Below are 17,488 nucleotides of genomic sequence, written 5' to 3'. Positions count from 1 at the left end.
GTCCTACCGAGAACACATTATTGCCCTATCTTGTCGATTCAATGGCAATAGGCGCAATTTTCAACATGAAAATAAGGGGAGAATACCACATGATTGCCCCTCATATTACACCTAAATTCACCTTGCCCCCAACAGTTACCAACACCACAGACCGATTGCATATGCCTCATGCAGCCCCCCCCTACAAAGTCGCGGTCATCCGTCACGCCCACTTATAGAACGGTCTGCTGCCGATTGCCTCGTTGCGCCCCCATGACCGGAGCATGTTTGAGCGCATAACGCGGTTTGCGGGCACGGCGCGGGCTCAATCGCTCGGCATAGCCTAAAACCGCCCCTGCCGTCAGCCAGGTGAACGGGGTCAAAGTGGCGTTGAGCAACATATCAATCAACGTAATCCCGAGGATCAGCGCCACCGCCCCGATGTAGGGCGACAGCTCTGCCTTTTTGTGTCGCAACACATGCACACCCAACAACAGCAGCGGCAGCGCCAGCAGGCCAAATTCCGCGATATACCCCAGCCAGCCGAAGCTGCCGAAAACGATGATCCAGCGCCCGTCAGGGATGGTCAAAATCTCCCCATCCTCGGGGTCGCGCACCAGACTGCGTCCCCAACCGCTCCATCCGAAGGCAGGCTTTTGCGCCGCGCGGTCCAGCAGCTGCGCCTCATTATTGAAACGGTATTCGAGCGATTGTGCCCGCAAGGGGTTCACATCAGCAATTCTGGACACAATCGCATCCGTCGGGATCGCCCCGATATTACGCAGCGCAGGATAGGTCACCGCGACCAACGCAAAGACGGTCGCCAACAGGATCATCCAACGGCGCGGCGCGAAATAGACGAAAGGCACCAGCAAAAGACCATATGCCATCGAGGCGGCACTTTTGCAGGCAATTAGAAACACAACAAGGTACAGCGTCCAAAGCACCGCCTTCCAGCGCTCAAGGCGTGGCGTGATCCGAGCCAAAGCAGCCGCGGCCATCGCAGCGGTGCATACAAACAGCGCCAGCCAAAGACCATGCGGCAGGAACACGATAGGACGGTAGCCCCCTGCCCGAATTGTCTGCTCGAAACTATGCTGGAAAAACCCGTAGACCCAGACATTCATCTGCGGTGAGACCGCGATTTCAATGAACGAGGGCACTGAATAGAACAACGCCCCCACCATCAGCGCCCGCAAAATCTCGCGCAAACCGCTTTCAGAGCTCAGAAATTGCCGCGCAATCAGGAAAGGCACCACCGTCAGGACCTGCCCGATCAACACCGAACCGATGTCGCGGACCGATTGGCCGGGCAGCGCATCAATCAAGAACAGGATCGGGTCCGCATCGCGCAACACCTCGAATAGGATGGGTTCGCGATTGGTCAGCACTGTCGGGATGGCCGAGAACACCAAAAGCCCGACCAGCCCCCGTGCCAATCGCCCTTCGGGCAACAGCTGCAGCTTATGCGTTGTGCCGAACATCAAGATCAGCAAAACACATAGGTTCGGCACCGATACCTTGTCCATTGCGGGCACCAGCGGCAGGTTGAATTCGGTCAGCGGGGGCAACAAAAGATACCCGCCAAGGATCGACCAGACCACCGCCCGTTCGACCGATTGCGTACGAAACAGCACAAGGCACGCCGCAGGCCAGATCAGCAGCATCAGATATGCAATCGGGTTGGGCATGAGGCTTTTGGCACCGCAGGGTTGGGAATAGATCCCCTAAATACACCCTTGGCCAAGCTGTGTCATCACGGTAGTTTGCCCAGCAGCACCGGAACGGGCGCATAAAAACACAACTACGCAATTGAATTGGCTATATATTTTGAAAATCGCCACCGATAAAACTGCCACCACCCTATGGCACTGCTGCGCAGGTGTGTTGTGAAATTTGGCAAAGACAGTAACGCAGTCGAGGTCAATATCCCGACCCGCACCGCATTGTTTCATGCCGTGCAGACAAGGTTTGAGAAGTCCAAAGGATTCGCATTGGCCACGCTCAACCTTGATCACCTGACAAAACTCCCCGCCGATCCGGCCTTTGCCGCTGCCTACCGCGCGCAGGAGCTTGTGGTGGCCGACGGGCGGCCCGTGGTCTGGCTGGCGCGGCTGGCAGGCAAACCCTTAGAGCTGATCCCCGGATCGGATTTGGTTATCCCGCTGTGCGAGCTTGCCGCGAAGATGCAGATGCCGGTCGCCTTGGTGGGCAGCACCGACACAGCCCTTGCCGGTGCCAAAATCGCCCTCCAAGAGCAGATCCCGGCACTGAACATCGTACTCACCTATGCGCCGCCCTACGGGTTTGACCCCGCAGGTGATATGGCTACGGAAATTTGCGAAATGCTCAATACATCCGGTGCGCGATTGTGCTTTGTCGCTCTTGGTGCGCCAAAGCAGGAGCTGTTCGCCGCCTTTGCACGGAACAAAGCCCCGACCGTGGGTTTTGCCTCTGTCGGGGCGGGTTTGGATTTTCTGGCAGGCCAACAGGTACGCGCGCCGAAATTCATGCGTGCATTGGCGCTGGAATGGCTATGGCGCGCGCTGCAAAGCCCCAAGCGGATGATCCCGCGCTATGCTAAATGTTTCGCCATCTTACCCGGCCTCATATGTGACGCTTTGCGCCAGCGCTAACTCACTTATATTCGATGAGCCGCTTTTTGCGCCCCATCAGGCGACTCCGGTAATAGCCCAGCGCGCCCTGCGCCTCGGCGAATTTTCCCAGCACGCTAAACAATGCCCAAATACCCCCGCCCCTGCGCGAAAGCCGCAGCACCTGTAACGGATAGACCAAAGCACCCAACAGCCCGACAGGACCAATTGCCACGACAAGCAGCACAATCGCCAACGGTCCCGCCATCCCCCAAAGCAATGCACGGCGCGCCTCGGCAACCCAATGGCGTTCAGGCATGGTGCCATGCAGTGCGGCCCCTTCGGCAAATGCATGGCCTGCGCGTTTGCTGCGCTGCCACCACTGCGCAAAGCGGGTGATCTGGGCATCATGGGCTGTCATCTCGGCCTCCAACCGCCAGATCCGCCAACCCGCCTGACGCAGGCGCACGCACATCTCCGGCTCTTCGCCCGCGATCAGATCCGCACGGTATCCGCCCACAGCGCGCAGCGCCGCCACGCGCATCAACGCATCGCCGCCACAGTACAATGCCTCGCCCACTGGCGTGTTCCATTCATCGTCGATCAGGCGATTATAGACCGACGCTTCGGGGTTGATCTCGCGGCGCCGGCCACACACAATGGCCACATCCGGCTGCGCCTCCAGAAAGCCGACCGCCGCCGCAATCCAGCCCTCCTGCACCACACAGTCGCCATCCAGAAATTGCACCAGCTCCGCCTCTTTGGGCAAAGCGGCCAAGCCCGCATTGCGCGCACGTGCCGCCGTAAAGGGCTGCGTCATATCCAACGCCACCACCTGCGCGCCACGTGCCTGTGCCGCCGCAACCGATCCATCGGTCGAACCGCTATCCACATAGATCACGGGAGCGACCCCGCCCAGTGCATCAAGACAGGCGATCAGCCGTGCGCCCTCATTACGCCCGATCACAATGGCGGCCAGACTCATGCCTGCACCGTGGCTTCGTAAGCTTCTGATTTAACTATAAAACCAGCCTCCTGCAGCGGCGCAATCCCTGCCCATTCCCGCGCATCCGGTGAATATAGCGACAGCGCTTCTTGGGCCTGTAAAACCGCAAGGCGGGCCTGATCCTCGCCATGGGCCAAATCGCCGCTTTCGGCAGAGGCGGCATCCCGTGCAGCTACATTGCCTGCGAATTTATAATGCCGGATCACAGCCGACATATCCGATACAGTCACATTTCGGGACAAATGCGGATGCGGCGCAGGCACCACACCCGCTCCGTTAAAGATAAGCGGGTGTTTGGTCAGGCAGCAGGCCTCGCCAAACACTTTGCCGCGCACCCCACCGAATTTGAATTTGAGTTCATCCGTGCTTAGCCGGTTATCCCGCAGCAGCGCTTCGAAGCTAATAGCGCGCGCATGATAGTCAAAGCTTTCGACAGTACTGATGTCGTAAAAGCGGAACGCTTCCAACGATTGGGCAAAGGACAGATCACACACCTCTGACAACGGGGCGCGAGGGAACATCTCAAGCATTTGCGCCATCAACGCCGTGTGGCCATTCCGTTCGAGATAACGCAGCAACGCAGGCAATCCGGCTGTTTCACGCCCTGTAAAATCGAATTGCTCGTCCATATCCACATAAAGACACCAACGATCCCGCCCGTAGGTTTGCGCCGGATAGGCCCGCAATAAATCCTCGTATTGTGCCAACGGCAGCACCGCACGGTCCACCACGCAGCCAGCTTCGTTGCGCAGACGTGCCACTGTTCCGTCGGTCGATCCATTATCGATAAAGGCAAAATACCGGATACCCAGACTGCGGTAGTAATCGAAAAACGCATCCATATAATACGCACCGTCCCTCACCAGCACGATGGCCAGCATCTCGCCCTCAGGCACAGAGATCGTCCCGTGCAGATGCTCGACAGCGCGGGAAAACCGGCGGCGGCGGGCAACCTCGTTTAATCGGGTGCGGATGCGGGTCAAAAGCGAGCGGGTTCGGGTCATACTACGTCTTTACGCCAAGGCCACCCGCCGGTCTACTCTCCAGCCCGGCGCGGGGGCCTTTGTTCAGCAATCAGGCATTTGTGTCGCTTGGCGCAAACGCCTCTGGCGTCAGTTTGCACCCGATCCGCGCCCCACAGGGGGCTTGGCGCAATTGGCACTGGCGCGCAGCTGCGGTGTATAGAATGTCTGGCACGCGCGGCCTTTGTTTTTTGACGCATAAAGGGCAAGGTCCGCATCGGCCAATACCCTTTCGCGGGTCGCAGCCTTATTGCTCTGGATCCAGACAGTGCCAATGCTGGCTGATATATTGCACAAGCTGTCGTTAAAGGGGATCGGCACTTCGATCCGGTCAATGATGCGGCGGCCAATGCGCGTAAGCACGTCCAGATCCGCCACCTGCGGTAAGATGACTGTGAACTCATCACCGCCCACACGCGCGACCGTGTCCGACGCGCGCGTTTCCTCAAGCATTGCTGCAGCGACCACTTGTAAAACATGATCGCCCGCCGCATGCCCCAAAGTATCATTGACCGCTTTGAAATAATCCAGATCAATATGCATCACTGCAAACTGCATTTTCGCCGCCAGCATCATCTCTAACACCTGATCCATCGCACGGCGATTTTTCAGCCCGGTCAATGTATCGGTAAAGGCTTGCTCTTCGGCTGCGGCCTTGGCCCCTTGCAAGCGCAGATTGAGCTTGCGCGACGCCTCCATCGCTGCGGTTTTCGCCTCAACCAAATAGAGCATCTCGATCGCGAGATCGGTCGCTGCGAAATCCGCGTTGGTCAGGGCATAATCCCGCACACCGTCGAGAATGGAGATCCCGAAGGACAGGTTAACAATCGCCCCGCCCGTCGTATCACAGACCACAACCCCCTTTAACCGCGCCGGTGGTGCGCCTTGCATTTCAAGATGCAGCTTGACGTTCAGCGACTTCCACACCTGAGACATCGTAACGATCCCGCGCGGTCGCATGACGCGAAACGCCTCAAGGAACGAAGTACCGACAAGCGGTGTATCAGGGCGCAGTTTTTGTGTGGTAGGCCCTGCATTGGTGATTATCCCATCGCCATCCAACGTCAGATGCATCGGGCACAGAACATCCAGAATGCTCGCTTTTATGGGACCCGTCATTGCGCACCTGCACCAAGCTCGAATCGGCGACCATCGGTAAAATCCGTCTTGATCAACTGTATACGCACCGTTTCACGCCCGTCTTCGCAATCCTCGAGATCCAACAGGGCAAGTGCACCGTAATCATCAGCCATTACCCGCAGCACCCCCATCATCAGGTTTCCGAAACCCGCCAGACCACTGACACAGATCAGGCTAAAGCAGCCTGCCGCGTGTTCGTGCAGCTCAATCGCAGGCAGGTGCAGATCAGAAACCGCCATGCGCGCCCGATCGGGCAAATCATCCAGCGAATGCAGAAAATCCTCAAAATTCATTCCGCCGAAACGCAACAGGCGCCGGACGGCTTCGGTATTGGGATGGGAGACAAGAAAGGCGCCGATATCCTCCATCACATCCGCACGCGCCCTGCGCAAAACCGCAGCGCAGGCATCCAGAACAGCCGGCGTAACCTCGTCAGGGTAGGTCAGCATCGCCTCGAATTCAGGCGGCGAAAGCCCGACCCGCGCAGCCACAGCGTGCCACGCCCCGAGGCCGTAGCTGTCGGTCATGTAGTTCTGAATACTTCGATTTATCAGCCCATGCATGGTTTTACTCACTCCTACCCCCTCACTTTGGGCGTATGGAAGTTAACATCAGGCTAAAGGCACCGTGCCAACAAAGAGTGGTCCGAATTTCTATAGGCGCAATCGGTTTTAAATGCTCTCTATTTTAGAACGCTCTTTGCGCGGCGAGCCATACGGGGATTTCTCCGATGTCATTTAAAACGACATCCGCAAGAGGAGCCAACGCCGGCGCTTTGGCGGCTCCTGTCAGAACTGCGATTGTGCGCATGCCTGCCGTGCGGCCCGCATGAAGGTCATGTGTGCTATCCCCTACCATCGCGATTTGATCAGGCGACACCCCGACCGCCTGCGCAAAGGCCAACAACTGCCCTGCGGCCGGTTTTCCACCATACCCGCTATCGTAACCTGCAATAAAATCGAACAATCCGGTCACCCCTGCCTGATCCAGATGGGCTCGCGCCGGACCCTCGGCATCATTGGTAGCCACCCCCAGTTTTAGCCCTTTGTCCCGCAATCCCGTCAGCAAAGGATGCAGCGGCACTGCAGGGAATTGCGGTGCATTGCTGGCCTCTTCATTGATCAAGGCCAGACATTCGTCGACCGACCGCGGCGCAAACAGCGGAGCGAGGGCTGCTGAAATCTCACCTGCTGTACCCGCGATGACGATACTATCAGAGCTATATTTACGCAGCGCCATATCAAAGCCGATCACCGCCCCTGCGCCGGTCGCAAGGGCCATATCGCCTTCGGCCAGGCGCAACAACAATGACGCCGCCCATGCCTCCCAGGTGGCTGCAAAATCGAACAGGGTGCCGTCTTTGTCAAAACACAGCGCTTTTATTTTCTGGGGCCGCATATTCATGTCCAATGTATTGTTTCTCCGCCCGGCAGACATTGCCGCGCCTCCATCAAGCGCTCATAGGGGATCGTCTGGGCATCACAGCAGCCGATTATCCATGCGTCATCCATCAAAATGAAATCCAGCACCGATCCCAGAAACCCCGGATCAGCCGCTGCCGCGCGCAAATCGCCCTCGGATACACCCGTCGCCCCCAGAAAGACCGGCAGCAATTCCTCATTGCCCACCAGCCACCCCAAAGCCTGTAACGCAATGGTTTCGGCGGATTCACGCGTAAGACTCATGGGGGTTCCTTTTTGGTAGCAATCTAAAGGCTTTGTTAACCAATTGGTCAGAAAACAGAAGCTAAGTTAACACTTAAACGTGGAAGGAATGCATATGCAGGGCAAAATCCTCATCATTGATGGAATCTCCACGAACCGTATTGTGCTGAAGGTTAAACTTTCAGCAGCCCTTTACCAAGTCGTACAAGCCTCTACTCTCAAAGAAGCGATGGATATTATCGAGGAAGACCCACCCGATATCGTCCTGACAGCGATGAGTCTGCCCGATGGGACAGCCGCGCAACTGTGCAGACAGATCTACGCCCACAATATCAAGATCACCCTGCCCGTTTTGGCGATTGCCAATGATAACGACCGCGAGGCACGTATCGAGACATTGCGTGCGGGTGCGTTTGACGTAATGGAAAAACCGGTAAACGAGGCGCTTTTGCTGGGGCGTGTACGCAGTATGATCCGCGCTCATCACAAATTCGCCGAATGGGAAATTCGCGACGATACCAGCTGCGCGCTGGGCCTTGCCGAAGCACCAACAGAATTTCTGGCACCGGATGCGATTTCGCTCATCGGGCCGGATGCCTCACCGCTACAAGGCTGGGTCCGCAGGCTTCAGGGGCAAATGCGCGGCCAGTTCAGTGTTACTTTGCTTCGTGATGCTTTGGCAGGTCTGCACAAAGGGCGGCTTACCGATGCTGTTGTTCTGGCCCTGCCCGATACACCCGCTGCGACCGATGATTGCTTGCGGCTGATCTCGGCCATGCGGGCCAGCGCGATCACCCGTGACATCGCCTTGCTTGTCATCCAGAACACCCCCGACCCTACCCGCGCGACATTGGCGCTGGATATGGGGGCAGATGATGTCATGACTGCCGGCTTTGACGCACAGGAACTCGCGTGGCGTTTGCAGGTCTTGCTGCGCCGCAAGCGCCAGGTCGCAAAGATGCTGCATTCGGTCCGGACCGGTCTGCGCGAGGTGGTGCATGATCCGCTCACGCAATTATATAACCGCCGGTACGCCGTGCCCTTCATTGCCCGTCTGATTGACCGCAGCGTGACGTCAAAGGCGCCCTTCGCGCTGATCCTCGCAGATATGGATCACTTCAAGCGCATCAATGACCAATATGGCCATGCTTCGGGAGATGCCGTTCTAATCGAGACTGCCTCACGCTTGCGCAACGCTGTGCGCGAGGCTGATATGGTCGCACGAATAGGGGGGGAGGAATTTGTCATTGCCATGCCCGCCACGGATATGGCCACAGCGCGCCGCATTGCCGATCGGCTTTGCCAATGTATCAGTGATCGACCTTTTGACGTGCCGGGCGCAAAACGGCCCGTCAACATTACGGTCAGCCTTGGCCTTGCCATGGGGGGAACCGCTGCTGATAGCAAGCAGCTTGAAACCGTAGATACGGTGATGGACCGCGCAGACAAAGCACTCTACCGCGCCAAGACCCAAGGTCGAAACCGCGTCACCCTAAGCCGGCCACATTCACGACCCGCAGCCTGAAAGCCTGCAACAGGGGCATTGCCCCAGGGCCGTCCTTGTTGCCGGATCTCACATCTCTAGCCACCGGCATTATTGTCGCATGAAAGCAAACGTCGCCAACTGTATGCGCCTAAAAGGCGCAGATCGTTGGCGGCGGTGATCTTTATTCGTCGCGGTCTTTGCGCGGCTTGTCTTTTTTCTGGGCAATCATTTCTTCAAGCCGATCCGCATATTGCGCCCGTTCCTGCGCCGTCATCGCCTCGACCTGAACAAACCATGCCGCGCGGGCGATATCATTGCGCGCAAGCCCGTGGTTGCGTTGCGCATCCAGAACAAGCGCAGCCGTTTCCGTATCAAAGGGGTCTTTCCGCAACGCCGCCAACAGCGCGCTATTATCCATGCGCAAACGCGGTTGGTTGCGCAGCTCGTCGCGTACCGCGGCCCGTGCCTCCGGGGGCAATGCCTTTACGAATGCGGCCCCCTTTTGAGCACCACCGTCACGGGGCATTCCGCCATTGGGGCCGCCATGGTTCCGCCAGACCGCGCCGCCAATGGCCGCAATCACCGCACAGTTCAGCGCCAGCGAGACCGTCAGCACAACCGGCATCCAGCGCCGTTTCGGTTTCATATTCTCCATCGTGCTATCCCTCTTCGCTGTCCCATCCGATTGCGCTGAGGTTCAGAAAGGCCTCATCCACATCGGTATCTGTTTCTACACCCTGCGCAGTTCCCCGCAGCCCGACCAGCTCAAGCGGATCGCCCACGCCGTTTGGCGGTGCTACCCCGATCCACAGGCCGACCATTGTCGCCGTGACCAGCCCGCCAAGGCTGGCAGTTCCGCCAATCGCAGCCATCAGCCGCTGCAATAACGGCGCAGGCGGCAGGTTGGCTTCGGCATCTGCCAAAATTCGTGCGCTCAGCCCAATCGGCATCTGCGGTGGCGTGTTGCGCGCGGCATCAAAGGCCGCTTCAAGATCAAAGGCGTTATCAGACTGTGTCATCATCATATCCCAATGCATCGCGCTGCGCGGCCAAATCCGCTGTAAGCGCCCTTTTACCCCGTGCTGTCAGGCTCTCTACGGCCTCGACGCCCACGTCCAGTATTTCGGCGATTTCAGGGTTCGCCAACCCTTCGATATGCCTCAAGATAACCGCCTGACGCTGTCGTTCCGGCAGGCGCAACAAAGCCGCCTGTAACGCGTCATAGCGTGCCGCATCCTGCATCCGTGCCTCAACCCCTGCCGACGGATCAGCCGGCACATCAATCTCGTCCAGCCCGCTTTCGCGGCGCTTGCGCAGCCGGTCGGTACACAGATTGGCCACCACACGGTATACCCATGTGCTTGCCTGTGCGCGACCCGCGTCCCATTTTGCGGCCTGTTTCCACAGGCGCAACAAGGCTTCTTGTGCCACGTCCTCGGCCTCGGCGCTGTCGCCCAACACGCGATACGCATGGGCATAGGCGCGCGGCGACAAACGGGCAGACAGCACACGCGCTGCCGCCATATCCCCCGCCGCATAACGCGCCATCAACTGCGCATCTTCGGCACGGGCATCCATATGCTCTGGCAAATCTTTCACAGCGCCCCTTCCAGTTCCGGGCGGCCCCTACGGGCCGCCCGATGTCTTCACGTCAAAGATTAGTCGGCTTTTTTGTGGCCGGGCTTGTCTTTACCATGGGGCTTACCTTTGCCATGTTCGCGCGCCTTTGAAAACTCATCCAAGCTGACGCCGCCGCTTTTGTCAGTATCCAGCTTTGCAATCATCTTCGCCGGATCACGACGACCTTGGGATTCTTCCTGTGTCAGATTGCCGTCTTTATCGGCATCCATACGCTCGAATTGCTTATCCACGCGCTTGGCCATACGTTCGGCTTCACGCTTCTGGGCCGAAGCCAGCACTTCGTCTTTGGACAAAACGCCATCGCCATTGGTGTCTGTCTCGGTAAAGCGGGCCAGCGCCCCCGTTTCCAATTCGGCTGCAGTCACTTCACCGTCGCCGTTTACGTCCATTTGAGTAAAGCGGGCTTCCATCTTCTCGCCGCCTTCTTGTGCTTGCGCTCCTGTAGCTACAAAGCCTGCAACGATGGCGAATGCTGTCATAGTTTCTTTAAACATGGTGTTCTCCGTTTTTATGGACTGCACAGTGTCTTTCTTGCGCAGTTGGATGTCATACGCCCCTGCCAAACGGTTCCGTCGCAATAAATGTGAATTAATTTCACGCCCCCGAATATTGAGACAAATCGCCACCTTCCCTTTGCCCGTCAATTCCATCATCAATTACGGGCTTGAGCATAGGATACAGACATGACGACTTCCGGCCCCCCCGCGACCGATACAAGCCGTGACACAGATACAGGCGAGCGCGCGCGCTGGCCGGCTATGCTGCGCGGGTGGCGGGGCAAATGCCCCAAATGCGGCGCGGGGCCATTGCTGTTCGGTTATCTGAAGGTTCACGACCATTGCGCGGTCTGCGAACAGGAATTCCACCACCACCGTGCGGATGATGGTCCTGCCTATCTGACCATCCTTTTGGTCGGGCATTTGATGGCTCCCAGCCTGCACATCGCATTTGTGCACTTCCGTCCCGAACCGATTGTCCTGTTTACTATCTTTGCAGTTGGCACGGTTGGCTTGTCCCTCTACCTTCTACCCAGATTGAAGGGAGCCCTGATCGGTTTCCAATGGGCCAAGGAAATGGGCGGCTTCGGACGCAACCCCTGACGCCCGCAAGCACATCGAGGGCATATGGCGGAGATTGACAAGGCGGCGATCCGGAATGCGGCCACTGTTATTGTAATCCGCGACCGCATGACCGCGCCTGCGATCCTGATGGGCCAACGTGGCGCGACAGCGGCTTTCATGCCCAATAAATTCGTCTTTCCCGGTGGGGCCGTGGATGAGGGGGATGCTCAGGTCCCACTTGCCAGCCCTCTCAATCCGCAATGCGCCGCGCGCATAGGCGAAGACGCGGCTCCTGCACTGGCTCATGCGATCCCCGCCGCCGCCATTCGCGAGCTCTGGGAGGAAACCGGCCTCATCCTTGGGACGAAAGGCACATGGCAGGGAGATACGCCCGCCGATTGGCAAAGCTTTGCCGCCACGGGCCACCTGCCCCATGCAGCCCCCTTGCAATTTGTGTTCCGCGCCCTCACTCCGCCAGGCCGCCCTCGCCGGTTTGACGCGCGGTTCTTTTTGCTGGACGCGGATGAAATCGCCAGCGATCTGGACAACTTTGACGCCGCCTGCGACGAGCTATCACATCTGCAATGGGTCCCGCTAAGCCAAGCACGCCGTTTCGATGTGCCCTTCATCACCGAGGTGGTTCTGGCCGAGATCACCGCACGCATCCGCGACCCGCATCCGCCCGCCTCAGTCCCGTTTTTCAAAAACAATGACGAAGAAAGCTTGTTCTTACGTCTGCGCGGCACCCTGCCGGAGGCCGCCACAGATTAGACGAAGAGGATCAACAACAAGATCGAAACCGTCAGGACACCCATGCCAATCGCTTCACGCAGGCTGATCTTTTCGCGAAAAAACAAAGTTGTGGCAAAGACGCTAAAGATCAGCTCAACCTGACCCAGCGCATTCACATAAGCTGCATTTTGCAAGGTGAAGGCGGTGAACCAGCATATTGATCCCGCCATTGAGGTCAGCCCGATCCACACCGCAACGCGGCGCGCGCGCCAGACACGGCCCAGCTCTCCGCGCTCGCGCAGGTGCAACCAGACCGCCATGATTACGATCTGCATCGCAATCACCGCCATCAATGTCACCCCCGCCCGCAACAACGGGTCCTCTACCGCCAGCGCCAAACTCGCCCCGCGATAGCTCACTCCGGAAAAGCCGAACAAGACGCCCGACAGCAGCCCAAGCCCAACCGCACGGTTCTTCATATCGCGCAGCTTGAAGCCTTTTGCATCTTTAGGCGCTGACAGCAGCAAAACCCCCACCAGCCCCAACACAATCGCACCAAAACCCCGCCAGCTGACCGTTTCGCCCAGCAAAACAATACCCACCAGCACAGTCTGGATGACTTCGGTTTTCTTGAAGGTGATACCGACCGAAAAATTGCGCTCCTTAAAAACTGCAACCACACAGATCGTGGCAAGGATCTGTGTAACACCTCCAAGCAGCCCGAACCCCCAGAACCGCGCATCCAGCGCAGGCAGGCTCGCCCCCGTCTGGCCCATATAAAAGAGCAACAACACGGCAAGGAAAGGCGCAGCATAGATGAACCGCGCAAAAGTAGCCCCCGCCGGACTAAGCGTGGCGGTGGCCAGCACCTTTTGCAGCATAAAGCGCACAGTTTGGAAGGCCGCCGCGATCAGCGTTACGACAACCCACAGATCAGGCAGGTTACTCATTCAGGAAACCACCGCCCTCTGGGCTGCAATTTGTCACCTTGGTGCACCGATTGCACGGCCCAGCCCGTCGGGCGCAGGCAATGTGGCATGACCTTGGGCAAAGCGCACCAAAGCCGCTTCGATATGGGGCGCAGGTGGCGTGGGCTTGCGGGTCTCAAGGCTCACGTGCAGCAAGAAATGCTCACCTGTGGCCAGCAGGCGCTCGCCTTCAAACATCTCATGGAACAGATGCATCTTCTTGCCTTCGCCCATCACCACACGGGTGCGTATGGTAATCAACGCACCCGCGTGGACCTCATCTATATGGCGGATATGGGTCTCAGCGGTGAAATAGCTGCCGCCTGATTTGATGTATTCCGCATCGCAGCCAATGATCGTCATAAAGCGGTCTGTAGCATCGGCAAAAGCCTGCAAATAGCGCGATTCCGTCATGTGCCCGTTATAGTCGGTCCAATCCAGCGGCACAGTGCGATGCGCCGTCTCAACCAGTGCAGCGGCCTCCAGATCAGCCGCCACAGCGCCCTGAACGGTGCCTTTGCGCATCTCGGCTTCTTGGCGGTTCAGCAACGCGCCTGCCCCCCAATTCTGCGCCTTCAGCCCACGGATCATAGTCACCAGATTATTGTCGCGGATACGCTCTAGTTCGCGGATCGAATGCATGCCTGATTGCGCGTCTGACTGCCCTGCGATCAGGTCCACCAGCTCTTCGGTGAACTCGGGCACATCCATCAGCTTGGTCCATGGCGATTTCAAACAGGGACCAAATTGCGCCATGAAATGCTTCATGCCTGCCTCGCCCCCCGCCACGCGGTAGGTCTCGAACAGGCCCATCTGCGCCCAGCGGATGCCAAAGCCATAGCGGATCGCATCATCGATTTCCTCGGTGGTGGCGATACCGTCTTTGACCAGCCACAAAGCCTCACGCCAGACCGCCTCAAGAAAGCGGTCAGCAACATGGGCGTCGATCTCTTTTTTCAGGTGCAGCGGGTGCATGCCCAAAGATTCAAGAGTGGTTTTCGCCGTCTCGATCAGCGCCGCATCGCCATTGGTCGTGACCAATTCGATCAATGGCAGCAGGTAGACGGGGTTAAACGGATGCGCGACCATGATCTGGCTCGGACGCATAGCCCCGACCTGCAGCTCAGAGGGTTTAAAGCCCGAAGTCGAAGAGCCGATCACCGCATCCGCGCGGCAAGCAGCCTGAATTTCGGCGAATGTCGCATGTTTGATCTCGATCCGCTCCGGCACGCTTTCCTGAACCCAATCCACCCCAGCGACCGCCTCGGCAATCGTGTCGCAAAACCGCATCGTACCCTCAGCGGGCAGCGCCACATCAGTGAGCCCCGGCAGCGAGCGGCGCGCGTTCTCCATCACTTCGCCGATCTTCCGCTCGGCCTGAGGATCAGGGTCGAACACCTGCACGTCCCAGCCATTCAGCAAGAACCGCGCAGCCCAGCCGCCGCCAATCACGCCACCGCCGATAATCGCTGCTGTTTTCATTTTATCACCCTGAGTTTGCTCACATCGTAGCCATTAAAATCTAATATCTCGCGCGCGGCCTTGATCCGGTCCGCACCACCTTTGGTGCTGCGGTCGATGATCCAGCCGAATTCGCCCGTCTTATTGCCCAGTACCGCCGTTCGAAAACCTTCATCCACCCAAAGCACCCAAAAATCGCGTGGCGTGCCATCTGGCAGCGTCACGCGAAACTGCCCGTTGCCAAAAGGGCTTACAGGCAGGTCTTCGGAATAGTCGCCACAGACGCCTTCACTTTCGCAAACGAAAACGCCCAACCGCATCACGCGCCCTTTCGGACCGTCCAGCAGGTTAAATCCCGTCCGCCCCATCGCAGGGTCAAACCCTGCGCGCACGTACCAGACGCCCGCGAACTTTGCATCGTCATAGCGCGACGTCACACCAATGAGCGCGTTGGGGTCGCGGTAGCTGGGCCCAAGCACGACAGGTTCAGGCGCTGTGGCGGCACAGGCCCCCAACGTCAACGCTGCCGCCAAGGCCCAGCTAAACCTCATTTTGGCATCCGTTTTTGCAGGCCCAGCTTTTCACGCACCTGCGCGGGGCTCATCAAAGTGGCCCCCATGCCCTCGATGATGCCGCGCGCGCGGGTCACCAGCTGGTGGTTTTCGGCCAGCACGCCTTTATCGAGCCACAGGTTGTCCTCAAGCCCGACGCGCACATGGCCCCCAGCCAGAACCGATGCCGCAACATAGGCCATCTGGTTGCGTCCCAGACCAAAGGCCGAGAACGTCCAGTCATCCGGCACATTATTGGCCATCGCCATAAAGGTATTAAGATCATCAGGCGCCCCCCATTTGACGCCCATGCACAGCTGAACCAAGGCAGGGCTGTCCAGCACGCCCATTTTCACCAGCTCTTTGGCGTACCAAAGATGGCCCGTGTCAAAGGCCTCAATCTCGGGCTTTACGCCCAGATCGGTCATCATCTGCCCCATCGCCACCAACATGCCCGGCGTGTTGGTCATCACATAGTCTGCCTCGGCAAAGTTCATCGTGCCGCAATCAAGGGTGCAAATCTCGGGCAGGCATTCGGTGATATGGGCCATCCGCTCGGTGGCGCCGGCCATGTCGGTGCCCGCTTCGTTGAGGTCCATGGGGTTTTCCACATCGCCAAACACGATGTCGCCGCCCATGCCCGCAGTGAGATTCAACACAACATCCGTATCGCTGTCGCGGATACGGTCGGTCACTTCACGGAACATGCCCACATCACGGCTTGGCGCGCCGGTCTCGGGGTCGCGCACGTGGCAATGCACCACGGCAGCGCCCGCTTTGGCGGCGGCAATGGCGCTATCGGCGATCTGTTCGGGGCTGCGCGGCACATGGTGGCTGCGGTCTTGGGTGGCACCGGATCCGGTGACGGCGCAGGTGATGAACACCTCACGGCTCATGGCAAGTGGCATAGAAGCTCTCCTTGGAAATATAGGGTGATAGTCTGCGACGGGCAGCATTTTACTACCCTCAAAACGGCATCTTCAGGTGTCTTTACGCCTTAATAGGGCATCGGATGGGCGCGGTGCGCTGTGTCGATATCGGCCATCACCTCATCGCCTAGCACCACGTCGGCACCCGCAATGATATGCTCCAGTTGCGCGATGCTCGTCGCTCCGAAGATGGCCGAGGCTATGAACGGACGGTCGCGCACAAAGGCCATCGCCATATGCACCGGATCAATCCCGTGCTTTTTCGCAACGTCAAGATAGGCATCAACCGCTGCAAACGCGCGCGGCGTTTTGCGCCCGCCCAGCTCTGGCGACAGCGAAAGGCGCGACCCTTCGGGCACCGCGCCGTTTTGATATTTGCCCGTCAACAACCCCGTAGCCAGTGGCGAGAAGGACAACATGCCGATGTCTTCGTTATGGAGCGTTTCAGCCACGTCAGTGTCGTTCAGCCGGAACATCAGCGAATATTCGTTTTGCACCGTGGCCACACGCGGGCCGCCCACACGTTCGGCGGCATTCACCCATTGTGTCAGACCCCAAGCGCCTTCATTGCTCATGCCAAAGGCGCGAATACGGCCGCGATCGACCTCCCTTTGCAAGGCACCCAAACAGTCTTCCATGTCCTGCAATGTCGCGGCACGGTCCTGACTCGTCGGATCATAGGTCCAGTTCTTGCGAAACATATAGCTGCCGCGATTGGGCCAGTGGAATTGATACAGGTCGATGTAATCCGTCTTGAGCCGCGCAAGCGAGCCATCAATCGCCTCGGGAATTGAATCCGGCGTGATATCGCGCCCGTCGCGCACCCAGCGGATCCCGTTGCCCGAGTGTTTGGTGGCCAGCACCATGCGGTCCCGCGCACCACCTGCGGCAAACCAGTCGCCGATCACGCTTTCGGTGGCCCCTTGGGTTTCGGCGCTAAGCGGATTGACGGGATACATCTCGGCAGTGTCGACAAAGTTGATCCCCGCATCCAGCGCGCAGTCAATCTGCGCATGGCCTTCGGCGATGGTGTTCTGCGTGCCCCAGGTCATCGACCCTAGACAGAATTTGGAGACCTCGATGCCGGTCCGCCCCAATTTGGTCATCTGCATTGCGCACTCCTTTTCGCCTGTTTGAGCGCACCCTAATCGCCCGCAGCGTCGCCGCAACCGGTTTTACGACAAACAGACGCAAACTGACCCGTCTTTGTCGGAACGGGCTATATTTTTGCCGTCAGGAGGCGCATGAAAACCG

Annotated in this window: 20 protein-coding genes; 4 read left to right on the top strand and 16 right to left on the bottom strand. The window is 58.4% G+C overall.

What is annotated here, in order from left to right; translation table 11 throughout:
- Nucleotides 1-212 precede the first annotated feature (212 nt).
- On the bottom strand, nt 213-1,670 hold the full coding sequence (locus ABJM03_RS08920; protein ID WP_348417040.1) for a hypothetical protein: 1,458 nt from the start codon (nt 1,668-1,670) through the stop codon (nt 213-215).
- 198 nt (nt 1,671-1,868) lie between these two features.
- Between ABJM03_RS08920 and ABJM03_RS08915 the strand changes: the two genes are divergently transcribed.
- A complete protein-coding gene (locus ABJM03_RS08915; RefSeq protein WP_348417039.1) occupies nt 1,869-2,615 on the top strand; it encodes a WecB/TagA/CpsF family glycosyltransferase in 747 nt (248 codons plus the stop codon).
- A 1-nt stretch (nt 2,616) separates the two neighbouring features.
- Here ABJM03_RS08915 and ABJM03_RS08910 read toward each other — a convergent pair whose 3' ends face one another.
- The 6 genes from ABJM03_RS08910 to ABJM03_RS08885 all read right to left on the bottom strand — a co-directional run bounded on the left by ABJM03_RS08910 (nt 2,617) and on the right by ABJM03_RS08885 (nt 7,426).
- The gene (locus tag ABJM03_RS08910; protein ID WP_348417038.1) at nt 2,617-3,558 is read right to left on the bottom strand and encodes a glycosyltransferase; all 942 of its coding nucleotides are present in this window, start codon (nt 3,556-3,558) and stop codon (nt 2,617-2,619) included.
- Nucleotides 3,555-4,583 (bottom strand): glycosyltransferase family 2 protein, encoded by a 1,029-nt coding sequence (locus tag ABJM03_RS08905; RefSeq protein WP_348417037.1) that lies wholly within the window; start codon nt 4,581-4,583, stop codon nt 3,555-3,557. Before ABJM03_RS08905 ends, ABJM03_RS08910 begins: the two co-directional genes overlap by 4 nt.
- A gap of 108 nt (nt 4,584-4,691) precedes the next feature.
- Entirely contained in the window at nt 4,692-5,720 is a 1,029-nt protein-coding gene (locus ABJM03_RS08900; protein WP_348417036.1) for a diguanylate cyclase, read from the bottom strand.
- Nucleotides 5,717-6,304, bottom strand: coding sequence for a heme NO-binding domain-containing protein (locus ABJM03_RS08895; RefSeq protein ID WP_348417576.1), 588 nt, complete (start codon nt 6,302-6,304; stop codon nt 5,717-5,719). Before ABJM03_RS08895 ends, ABJM03_RS08900 begins: the two co-directional genes overlap by 4 nt.
- Before the next feature lie 124 nt (nt 6,305-6,428).
- The gene (locus ABJM03_RS08890; RefSeq protein ID WP_348417035.1) at nt 6,429-7,139 is read right to left on the bottom strand and encodes an HAD family hydrolase; all 711 of its coding nucleotides are present in this window, start codon (nt 7,137-7,139) and stop codon (nt 6,429-6,431) included.
- 2 nt (nt 7,140-7,141) lie between these two features.
- Nucleotides 7,142-7,426: a DUF3572 domain-containing protein gene (locus ABJM03_RS08885; RefSeq protein WP_348417034.1), complete on the bottom strand. Its 285-nt coding sequence runs from the start codon at nt 7,424-7,426 to the stop codon at nt 7,142-7,144.
- 94 nt (nt 7,427-7,520) lie between these two features.
- Between ABJM03_RS08885 and ABJM03_RS08880 the strand changes: the two genes are divergently transcribed.
- Complete coding sequence (locus ABJM03_RS08880) at nt 7,521-8,930, top strand: diguanylate cyclase (RefSeq protein WP_348417033.1); 1,410 nt, start codon at nt 7,521-7,523, stop codon at nt 8,928-8,930.
- A 142-nt stretch (nt 8,931-9,072) separates the two neighbouring features.
- Here the strand turns inward: ABJM03_RS08880 and ABJM03_RS08875 are convergent, their stop codons facing one another.
- The 4 genes from ABJM03_RS08875 to ABJM03_RS08860 all read right to left on the bottom strand — a co-directional run bounded on the left by ABJM03_RS08875 (nt 9,073) and on the right by ABJM03_RS08860 (nt 11,185).
- Nucleotides 9,073-9,546, bottom strand: a complete 474-nt coding sequence (locus ABJM03_RS08875) for a periplasmic heavy metal sensor (RefSeq protein ID WP_348417032.1) — start codon at nt 9,544-9,546, stop codon at nt 9,073-9,075.
- A 4-nt stretch (nt 9,547-9,550) separates the two neighbouring features.
- The gene (locus tag ABJM03_RS08870) at nt 9,551-9,910 is read right to left on the bottom strand and encodes a hypothetical protein (protein ID WP_348417031.1); all 360 of its coding nucleotides are present in this window, start codon (nt 9,908-9,910) and stop codon (nt 9,551-9,553) included.
- A complete protein-coding gene (locus tag ABJM03_RS08865; RefSeq protein ID WP_348417574.1) occupies nt 9,897-10,469 on the bottom strand; it encodes an RNA polymerase sigma factor in 573 nt (190 codons plus the stop codon). The genes ABJM03_RS08870 and ABJM03_RS08865 overlap by 14 nt, the downstream gene beginning before the upstream one ends.
- A gap of 80 nt (nt 10,470-10,549) precedes the next feature.
- Nucleotides 10,550-11,185 (bottom strand): hypothetical protein, encoded by a 636-nt coding sequence (locus tag ABJM03_RS08860; RefSeq protein ID WP_348417030.1) that lies wholly within the window; start codon nt 11,183-11,185, stop codon nt 10,550-10,552.
- Between the two features lie 30 nt (nt 11,186-11,215).
- Between ABJM03_RS08860 and ABJM03_RS08855 the strand changes: the two genes are divergently transcribed.
- Complete coding sequence (locus ABJM03_RS08855; protein ID WP_348417029.1) at nt 11,216-11,632, top strand: DUF983 domain-containing protein; 417 nt, start codon at nt 11,216-11,218, stop codon at nt 11,630-11,632.
- Nucleotides 11,633-11,656: 24 nt separating this feature from the next.
- Nucleotides 11,657-12,364, top strand: a complete 708-nt coding sequence (locus ABJM03_RS08850; protein WP_348417028.1) for an NUDIX hydrolase — start codon at nt 11,657-11,659, stop codon at nt 12,362-12,364.
- Here the strand turns inward: ABJM03_RS08850 and ABJM03_RS08845 are convergent.
- From ABJM03_RS08845 to ABJM03_RS08825, 5 genes are all read right to left on the bottom strand, one after another.
- Entirely contained in the window at nt 12,361-13,275 is a 915-nt protein-coding gene (locus tag ABJM03_RS08845) for a DMT family transporter (RefSeq protein WP_348417027.1), read from the bottom strand. The genes ABJM03_RS08850 and ABJM03_RS08845 overlap by 4 nt on opposite strands.
- 33 nt (nt 13,276-13,308) lie before the next feature.
- Nucleotides 13,309-14,775, bottom strand: a complete 1,467-nt coding sequence (locus ABJM03_RS08840; protein ID WP_348417026.1) for a carnitine 3-dehydrogenase — start codon at nt 14,773-14,775, stop codon at nt 13,309-13,311.
- Complete coding sequence (locus ABJM03_RS08835) at nt 14,772-15,305, bottom strand: lipocalin family protein (protein ID WP_348417025.1); 534 nt, start codon at nt 15,303-15,305, stop codon at nt 14,772-14,774. The genes ABJM03_RS08840 and ABJM03_RS08835 overlap by 4 nt, the downstream gene beginning before the upstream one ends.
- Nucleotides 15,302-16,213 carry a 3-keto-5-aminohexanoate cleavage protein gene (locus ABJM03_RS08830; protein ID WP_348417024.1) on the bottom strand — a complete coding sequence of 304 codons (912 nt, stop codon included), beginning with the start codon at nt 16,211-16,213 and terminating at the stop codon, nt 15,302-15,304. Before ABJM03_RS08830 ends, ABJM03_RS08835 begins: the two co-directional genes overlap by 4 nt.
- Nucleotides 16,214-16,302: 89 nt before the next feature.
- Entirely contained in the window at nt 16,303-17,346 is a 1,044-nt protein-coding gene (locus ABJM03_RS08825) for an aldo/keto reductase (RefSeq protein WP_348417023.1), read from the bottom strand.
- Between the last annotated feature and the right edge of the window lie 142 nt (nt 17,347-17,488).

Source organism: Sulfitobacter sp. (assembly GCF_039977885.1).
In the GTDB taxonomy this organism is placed as follows: Bacteria; Pseudomonadota; Alphaproteobacteria; order Rhodobacterales; family Rhodobacteraceae; genus Sulfitobacter.
Note: the sequence above shows the minus strand (reverse complement) of the source record. Positions and strands in the feature narration are given on the sequence as shown.

Bases quoted from the DNA above. Each gene is read 5' to 3' on its own strand.
- ABJM03_RS08880 (WP_348417033.1), top strand. From the start codon at position 7,521: ATGCAGGGCAAAATCCTCATCATTGATGGAATCTCCACGAACCGTATT.
- ABJM03_RS08845 (WP_348417027.1), bottom strand. From the start codon at position 13,275: ATGAGTAACCTGCCTGATCTGTGGGTTGTCGTAACGCTGATCGCGGCG.
- ABJM03_RS08850 (WP_348417028.1), top strand. From the start codon at position 11,657: ATGGCGGAGATTGACAAGGCGGCGATCCGGAATGCGGCCACTGTTATT.
- ABJM03_RS08905 (WP_348417037.1), bottom strand. From the start codon at position 4,583: ATGACCCGAACCCGCTCGCTTTTGACCCGCATCCGCACCCGATTAAAC.
- ABJM03_RS08860 (WP_348417030.1), bottom strand. From the start codon at position 11,185: ATGATGGAATTGACGGGCAAAGGGAAGGTGGCGATTTGTCTCAATATT.
- ABJM03_RS08870 (WP_348417031.1), bottom strand. From the start codon at position 9,910: ATGACACAGTCTGATAACGCCTTTGATCTTGAAGCGGCCTTTGATGCC.
- ABJM03_RS08900 (WP_348417036.1), bottom strand. From the start codon at position 5,720: ATGACGGGTCCCATAAAAGCGAGCATTCTGGATGTTCTGTGCCCGATG.
- ABJM03_RS08895 (WP_348417576.1), bottom strand. From the start codon at position 6,304: ATGCATGGGCTGATAAATCGAAGTATTCAGAACTACATGACCGACAGC.
- ABJM03_RS08835 (WP_348417025.1), bottom strand. From the start codon at position 15,305: ATGAGGTTTAGCTGGGCCTTGGCGGCAGCGTTGACGTTGGGGGCCTGT.
- ABJM03_RS08920 (WP_348417040.1), bottom strand. From the start codon at position 1,670: ATGCCCAACCCGATTGCATATCTGATGCTGCTGATCTGGCCTGCGGCG.
- ABJM03_RS08875 (WP_348417032.1), bottom strand. From the start codon at position 9,546: ATGGAGAATATGAAACCGAAACGGCGCTGGATGCCGGTTGTGCTGACG.
- ABJM03_RS08825 (WP_348417023.1), bottom strand. From the start codon at position 17,346: ATGCAGATGACCAAATTGGGGCGGACCGGCATCGAGGTCTCCAAATTC.
- ABJM03_RS08910 (WP_348417038.1), bottom strand. From the start codon at position 3,558: ATGAGTCTGGCCGCCATTGTGATCGGGCGTAATGAGGGCGCACGGCTG.
- ABJM03_RS08890 (WP_348417035.1), bottom strand. From the start codon at position 7,139: ATGCGGCCCCAGAAAATAAAAGCGCTGTGTTTTGACAAAGACGGCACC.
- ABJM03_RS08865 (WP_348417574.1), bottom strand. From the start codon at position 10,469: ATGGATGCCCGTGCCGAAGATGCGCAGTTGATGGCGCGTTATGCGGCG.
- ABJM03_RS08885 (WP_348417034.1), bottom strand. From the start codon at position 7,426: ATGAGTCTTACGCGTGAATCCGCCGAAACCATTGCGTTACAGGCTTTG.
- ABJM03_RS08855 (WP_348417029.1), top strand. From the start codon at position 11,216: ATGACGACTTCCGGCCCCCCCGCGACCGATACAAGCCGTGACACAGAT.
- ABJM03_RS08830 (WP_348417024.1), bottom strand. From the start codon at position 16,213: ATGCCACTTGCCATGAGCCGTGAGGTGTTCATCACCTGCGCCGTCACC.
- ABJM03_RS08840 (WP_348417026.1), bottom strand. From the start codon at position 14,775: ATGAAAACAGCAGCGATTATCGGCGGTGGCGTGATTGGCGGCGGCTGG.